General features: G+C 54.1%; 9 protein-coding genes. All 9 read right to left on the bottom strand.

Annotated elements, in window-relative coordinates; translation table 11 throughout:
* Window positions 1-258, bottom strand: a 258-nt coding sequence (locus OEL57_RS12540; RefSeq protein WP_300740870.1) for a cytochrome ubiquinol oxidase subunit I, incomplete at its 3' end; no start/stop codon positions are given.
* Window positions 259-466: 208 nt separating this feature from the next.
* Window positions 467-1,138 (bottom strand): 7-cyano-7-deazaguanine synthase QueC, encoded by a 672-nt coding sequence (gene queC / locus OEL57_RS12535; RefSeq protein ID WP_300740868.1) that lies wholly within the window; start codon window positions 1,136-1,138, stop codon window positions 467-469.
* 107 nt (window positions 1,139-1,245) lie between these two features.
* Complete coding sequence (locus OEL57_RS12530) at window positions 1,246-1,404, bottom strand: (2Fe-2S)-binding protein (RefSeq protein WP_300740867.1); 159 nt, start codon at window positions 1,402-1,404, stop codon at window positions 1,246-1,248.
* Window positions 1,405-1,417: 13 nt separating this feature from the next.
* Complete coding sequence (locus OEL57_RS12525; RefSeq protein ID WP_300740866.1) at window positions 1,418-2,341, bottom strand: cation diffusion facilitator family transporter; 924 nt, start codon at window positions 2,339-2,341, stop codon at window positions 1,418-1,420.
* The gene (locus tag OEL57_RS12520; RefSeq protein WP_300740865.1) at window positions 2,338-2,982 is read right to left on the bottom strand and encodes a cation transporter; all 645 of its coding nucleotides are present in this window, start codon (window positions 2,980-2,982) and stop codon (window positions 2,338-2,340) included. The genes OEL57_RS12525 and OEL57_RS12520 overlap by 4 nt, the downstream gene beginning before the upstream one ends.
* Window positions 2,983-3,038: 56 nt before the next feature.
* Window positions 3,039-4,322, bottom strand: coding sequence for a hypothetical protein (locus tag OEL57_RS12515; RefSeq protein ID WP_300740864.1), 1,284 nt, complete (start codon window positions 4,320-4,322; stop codon window positions 3,039-3,041).
* Window positions 4,323-5,054: an outer membrane lipoprotein-sorting protein gene (locus OEL57_RS12510; protein WP_300740863.1), complete on the bottom strand. Its 732-nt coding sequence runs from the start codon at window positions 5,052-5,054 to the stop codon at window positions 4,323-4,325.
* Between the two features lie 9 nt (window positions 5,055-5,063).
* Window positions 5,064-6,302, bottom strand: coding sequence for an ABC transporter permease (locus OEL57_RS12505; RefSeq protein WP_300740862.1), 1,239 nt, complete (start codon window positions 6,300-6,302; stop codon window positions 5,064-5,066).
* Window positions 6,299-6,671, bottom strand: a 373-nt coding sequence (locus OEL57_RS12500) for an ABC transporter ATP-binding protein (RefSeq protein WP_300740861.1), incomplete at its 5' end; no start/stop codon positions are given. The genes OEL57_RS12505 and OEL57_RS12500, both read right to left, overlap by 4 nt.

Below are 6,671 nucleotides of genomic sequence, written 5' to 3'. Positions count from 1 at the left end.
ATAGCGGGAGTATTCGGCCCAGTTCATACCAAACTGAAACTCTTGAGTAATACCGGTCACCACGCCCAGGGCAAAGTTGATCAAGAACAACTTTCCCCAAAACTTGGTCATCCGCAGGTAGGTTTCGTCACCGGTCTGCACGTATCTGGTTTCAAACCAGGCGGTCAGTACAGAAAGACCTAATGTCAGTGGAACGAAGATAAAATGGAACATGGTGGTGACTGAGAACTGCAGTCGACTGAGGGCAAGGACGTCCATGCTTCCTCCTCGTGTGGGTAGTCAGACGGTCATCGTGTGCCGTCGTCAAGGAGTGTACTCGGACTTTCTCAAAAATCAAGCACAAAAAGACCGACTTTGTCTTTAATGCCGGAATACATATATTTCGATATAACGAAACACATTGTTTTTGCTATTTATTATAGCTAAATTTAATTTGCTATTTTTACATAAAAAATGCGGATACATTTCACGCATACCGCAACGGGTCATTCAACCCAGCTTCGCTGAACCCCTTGAGTCGCAGACGACAAGAATCGCAGGTGCCGCAGGAAAGTCCTTCCGGGGTTGGGTCGTAGCAGGAATGGGTCTGGCTATAATCAACCCCCAATGCAGTGCCTTGCTTGATAATCTCTGCCTTGGTCAGATTAATTAACGGGGTGTGGATAGTGAAACGGCCGGTACCCTCTACCCCAGCCTTCGTAGCCAGGTTAGCCATCCGTTGGTAGGCATCAATATACTCGGGGCGGCAATCAGGGTAGCCGGAATAGTCCAGGGCATTCACACCGATGAAGATATCATAGGCCCCCAAGACCTCGGCCCACCCCAGGGCAAAAGAAAGAAAGATGGTATTGCGGGCTGGCACATAGGTAACCGGAATATCATTCCCAATCCCCTCTTTAGGCACCGCAATCTCACTGGTCAAGGCACTGCCTCCCACCTGGCGCAGATCAAAGGCAACCACCAGATGTTCAACCGCCCCCAGCTTCTTTGCATTGACGCGGGCAAGATCAAGCTCATGACGGTGGCGCTGACCATAATCAAAGCTGATGGCGTAGGGAGTAAATCCCTGATCCTGGGCAATGGCAAGACAGGTAGTGGAATCAAGACCGGAGCTATAGAGAATGACGGCTTTACGCATAACAAAAACCTCCCTGACAGATAACTGTTCAGGGAGGATAGCGGGTCAGATCGAAAGGGTCAAGGTTTACACGCTTCGTCAAGCACCTGCTTGATCTCCTGGGCGCATCACCTGCCCCGGGGCGACAGCTCACTGCAGCGCCCAACCGTACAGGCGCCGGTCATGCGGCGGATATCACCCATGGTAGTTGCGCCATTCCGCTTGACCTGCCGAATATCTCCGGCCGTCACACTGCTGCAGAAGCAGACCAGCTCGTTATCATGCATGTAATTGTGCTCCTCAGTGACCATGATCGGATGTATGCCGCGCGCGATGCTGTAACGGCTTGATCAGTGGTCCACCGTTGCAGTGACTGCATTCCAGCTGGATGGTTGTATGGGTAATATGAAAATCCCGTTCAAGCATGTGTTCAATTTCATGCAGGATACTGTTCCGTTTGCCCTCATAGTCAGGCTTCAGGTCAATATGAACAGAAAGTGCTGTGACGTGCGAACAGACGGACCAGATATTCAGATGGTGAATATCCTGCACCCCTTCAGCACTACGAATGACGGTTGCCACCTCTGCCGCATCCATTCCGCGTGGCGTACCTTCCATCAAGATATGTACCGAATCACGCAACAGCCGTCCGGCACCTCCCAGAATCAGCAGCCCGATACCTGCCGAGATCAGTGCATCCAACTGATACCAGTCGGTGTAGTACATCACTACTCCGCCCAAAATCACCCCCACCGATGCGGCAGCATCGCCCACCACATGCAGAAAGGCGCTCTTCACGTTCAGATCGTCATGACTGTGACTGTGCAGCGTCTTTGCTGCCAGAAGGTTCATCACCAGACCGATCACCGCAATCATCAGCATAGGCCCACTTTTCACTGTCTGGGGAGAAGCAAAACGGACCCAGGCTTCGTAGAGGATTACCACCCCCATCAGAAAGACGGTCAGACCGTTAATAAAAGAGGCAAAGATTTCAAAACGGTGAAAACCGAAGGTGTGCCGCTCTGAGGTCGGCATACCGGCCAGCTGCACGGCAGCCAGCGACAATACCAGCGCAAACAGATCCAGAAAGACATGGGCGGCATCGGAAAGCAGCGCCAAGGAGTTAGTCCATAAGCCACCTGCCACCTCAGCCACCAGAGTCACAGCGGTCAGGGCGATGGCAATTTTGAACTTGCCGCTGATATGGCTATCAAGTGTGGTCACAACAAATTCTCCTTGGCAGCTCTGCAGGAACATGCCAGCCCTCTGGCCTTGTCAAAGGACTCCCGCCCCTCTTTGTAGGTCAGCCAGGAAATCACCAGCGCACCAACGGCATCAAAAAGCCCCAGACCGGTCAGTTCATACCCCGCGCTGGCGATCATCAAAGCGACCGACAGATACATGCAGGCGCGGGAACAGGCCACATCAGCCATGATTGCAGGTGAGGCAAGGGCAGTAGCGGCCTTCGTCTTGTAGTGAATCAGCAGCCACATAAACGAGATCGAGAGCAGTGAGATTACAATGCCCCAGACGGTGGTCTCCGGCTTGTGCTGCTGGTAGAGGTTGATGCCGGCGGTAAGGACCAGGCCGATGGTCAGCAGGTAGAAGGCAGTGCCGGTAATCCGCAACGCACGCTGTTCAAACTCGTCCCGCGACTCTCCTCCGTTGGCCTTGATCCTGCGCAGCATGTGCCAGATACCGATTGCCGAAATCACTTCGATAAAGGAATCCACGCCGAAACCGAACAGCGACAGGGTCTCGTCAGCCGCGCCGAACCAAACCGATCCGACGCCTTCCGCAATATTGTAGAAGATGGTAAACAACGCCAGCAAGTTTGCCCGCTGCAACCAATGTTCTCTATCCATCCGGTCCTCGTTTTTACGCGGCAATTACGTCAGTCCACCCTTAAATGAGCTGCAGATCAGAAATAATACCGCACCCGCAGCTCAATCCGGGCGTCAGCAGCTTTTTCCCCAAACTCACTGCGGTCAGGACCGATGGTGGCTGTCCCCTTTAACCGTAGCTCCAGATTGGTGATGCCGGTATACACCAGTTCAGGCGCCAGAGAAAGGCTCTGATCCTGCAGGTTGGCAATGGCGGTGACTGCCGGGGTGAGGTAAAGGATATCAAACGGTTCTTTCTGACTGACCCTGGCATACAGGTAGTCACGCATGGCGGCTTGCCGGGTATAGGCCTGATTCTGGCCAAGCTGCTGCAGCCCTGTGGGATTATTGCTGCTTTGCCAAGTAGCCCAGCCCTGCTCGACCTGTTGGAAATAAGTCTCCATCTCGTTTTTTGTGTAGCCGGTACCGTTGCGATAATATTCCACAATCCAGGTGGTATCCTGCTCGGTCAGGTAACGCAGCCCCACCAGCCAGCTCAGGGCATCATCGGTAACAATGGCACGCTGGCCGCTGGTGCCGATTACCTGACGCTGGTTACCCACCTGCCAGGCCAGTTCACCGTGCAGTTCAAAGTTGGTGGTCAGGTTGCGCGAAAAGTCAAGGCCGTATGCTGTATTACGGCTCCCTTTACCCCGGATAATCAGATCGATATCAGTGTCATACAGCAACAGGTAGAGCTTGCCACCCCAATTGACGGCGTCAGAGGTCCCGAAATCACTATTCAGGTCACGATCCTGCGGCAGCAGGATTGGCGTGAACGCCACGGTCTGCAGCGGACCGTTAAAACTCCGGATAAAATCGGCTGTAGCCAGCCAATACCCTTCCAGACTCAACTCCGGGTCATCCGGGCTCTTGGGCCGATCAAAAAAGGCCACCGGATTCCAGGCGTACCCCTTGCCCCATTTGAGTGATTTTTTACCCACCAGCAGTTTGAGGTGATCATTGGGCTTAGCCTGCAGCCAGGCCTCATACCAGCTGAGTTTCAGGTAGTTGTTCAGACGGGTGTTGGTGTAATCCAGGCTGGGCTGGACAAACAGTTTGGCCCAGTCTTTCTCCAGGCTGCCCTCCAGCAGCAGCTTGCCGTTAAAATCCACCAACAGGTCGTCAACCTGCCTGCCATAGTACCTCAGCCGGGTCTGTGCAGCATCTTTGTCCAGCAGGTTCAGCCCCGGTCGTGCCTCAGCATAGCCCCCCAGATGCCAAATCTTTTTTTCGAGATCAGCCTCATCAAAGCTGAACTCTTCAGCATCCACCTGCGTCGTAATGGCAAGCAGCAGCAGTATGACCAGTACACGCACCATCTATCTCAACGAATCAATCGTAGCCATGCCGTTTAGGGTAAACACCTCATCCTTGAAGCTGCGCTTCTTTAATTTGGCAAACAGCATCACCGACTTGTAGCCTTTGTAGAGCGGCGAATCGGTCTCTATGGTGGCCGGGCGGGAGAACCCTCCAAAATCCTTGACATCCTTAAAGTAGATGGTCTTGATCAGCATGCCCGCCTCGGTCAGACATTCAATTTTAACGGGCAGTTTTTTGCCTTTATCAGCCCATATACGAAGACGGTCGTAGGCCACACTCCTGTTTTTTGCCTTCAGATGCAGCAGATAATCAGTACCTTTCTCCTCTACCTTTTGAACCGTGTATTCCGCGTCGTAGTCCAGCTGCAGGATATCGGCGTTGTTAAACACCCCCCCCACCACTGACTGTAGCGAGGTAATCCGCACCGGCTTACCCACATTGGGAATCAGCAGCCACATGTTTTCGCCTAACCGCAGGGTGGTGCGGCCCTTATCGCTGGCCGGGGCCAAAAACAGCGAGGCAACCTTATCCACCCCCTTTTTGATCGTGTAGAGGGTAAATTCCTTACGGCTGCCGTCCGGCTCGATATTGATCAGCTTGCGGTATGATTCATAGCTCTCCGGATTAAGGTTGCGGTCAATCTGCTTCAGCAGCTGTTGCCCATCCAGGGCAACGGCAGATCCTGAGAAAACCAGAGAGATCAGCAGGGTCATCAGTAATGATATTTTCATGAATAGCTCCTAAACATGGCGCAGTGCATCTACCGGCTGCATTCTGGAGGCCTTGATGGCTGGTTGCAGAGTGGCCAGCACTGACACGACAACCACAATGACCGAGACCATCAAAATATCCCCCGGCTCCAGGTATGCCTTCAGCAGCAATCCGGTCTGCTGGCCAAACGAGAAGGTGATGTTGGACAGGTTGATGATCAGGATAATCAGACTGCCCAGCACGGTGCCGGCAACCGCCCCGAACAGCCCCAGACAGAGCCCCTCAACCAGAAACAACGAGCGGATCGTAGCGGGCGGAGTTCCGATGGCAGCGATGGTGCCGATCTCCCGCACCCGCTCAAATACCGCCATCATCATCACGTTCATAATGCTGATCAGCACAATCGACACCAGCATGATCTTGATGAAGAGCGTCATCAGATCCAGCATCTTGGCAATGCGGGCAAAGGGTGAAAGGGCCTCCCAGGAATGCAGCTCAAACACCGGCTTGCCCTTGGGGTTTTTCTGGGCCTCCAGCTGGCTGCGCAGCTTGTTTTCCAGCTTGGGCAGCGCACCGAACTTCTTGAGTCGTATCGCCACCTCGCTGATCTCAGGCTGTTCCATCCTCAGCAGTTCAACGGCATCGTCAAAATGAAGGTAGCCGTCACGGCCGCCCGGCCCGGAGGCGCTTTCCAGAACAGCGCTTACCAGAAACTGTTTGCCGTTCACTGAACCGCTCTGGTTGGTGGCCACAATGACCACCGTGTCACCCACCTTGACGTTCATGCCGCGCGCCAGCAGTTCAGGCACCATGATCTCGCCCTGCTTCAAGGTCTTGACACCGCTGCTGACCCGCTCCGGCAAAAACGGCACCACGGCAAACTCTTTTTCAGGAATAATCCCGTTCAGACGGATATTGGTGGTCTCCATAAAGTTACTGAACATCCCGCCGAACTTGATCCGGGGTGAATAGGCAGCCACCCCATGTTCCTGCTGCAGCAGAGCCTCCAGCTTGGCATAACCGGGTTGCTTTATCCCCAGATTCAGCGGCAACGTATCGATCGCCGCCACATAGCCTTTACGATGGATCTGCAGGTGCCCCATCATTGAATCGGTAATCTGGCTGATCATCATCTGCTTGAATGAACCGGAAACCGACGTGAACACCAGCACAAAGACCACGCCCAGGGTCACCAGGGTGGCGGTCAGCAGTGTACGGCGCCGGTAGCGCAACAGGTTGCGGAAAGCGATTTTGAATATGTTCGTCATTTCGCCTCCCCTCCCTTCACCTGCGTGCTGCTGATCAACACACCGTCCTCCAGGGTATGCAGCACCTCGGCCTCGCCAACAATCCGGGGATCATGGGTAGAGAAGATAAAGGTGGTGCCGAACTGATCTCGCAACTGTTTCATCAGACTGATCACCATAAAGGCAGTGGCATGGTCAAGATTGGCGGTCGGTTCGTCTGCCAGCACCAGCTTGGGGTTGGTCACCAGCGCCCGTGCCACTGCCACCCGCTGTTTCTGGCCGCCGGAGATCTGATCCGGCCGTTTCAGGGCCTGATCAGCCATGCCGACCGCCTCAAGCAGTGCCATCACCCGTTGACGCCGCTCGGCTTCAGGGGTTTTCTGAATCATC

Source organism: Trichlorobacter sp., from assembly GCF_030247655.1.
Lineage (GTDB): Bacteria > Desulfobacterota > Desulfuromonadia > Geobacterales > Pseudopelobacteraceae > Trichlorobacter.
The sequence above is the reverse complement of the archived record's forward strand: the minus strand, read 5'-3'. Positions and strand labels throughout refer to the sequence as shown.

Coding starts and splice junctions, on each gene's coding strand:
- OEL57_RS12505 (WP_300740862.1), bottom strand. CDS start 6,302: ATGACGAACATATTCAAAATCGCTTTCCGCAACCTGTTGCGCTACCGG.
- queC (WP_300740868.1), bottom strand. CDS start 1,138: ATGCGTAAAGCCGTCATTCTCTATAGCTCCGGTCTTGATTCCACTACC.
- OEL57_RS12530 (WP_300740867.1), bottom strand. CDS start 1,404: ATGCATGATAACGAGCTGGTCTGCTTCTGCAGCAGTGTGACGGCCGGA.
- OEL57_RS12515 (WP_300740864.1), bottom strand. CDS start 4,322: ATGGTGCGTGTACTGGTCATACTGCTGCTGCTTGCCATTACGACGCAG.
- OEL57_RS12520 (WP_300740865.1), bottom strand. CDS start 2,982: ATGGATAGAGAACATTGGTTGCAGCGGGCAAACTTGCTGGCGTTGTTT.
- OEL57_RS12510 (WP_300740863.1), bottom strand. CDS start 5,054: ATGAAAATATCATTACTGATGACCCTGCTGATCTCTCTGGTTTTCTCA.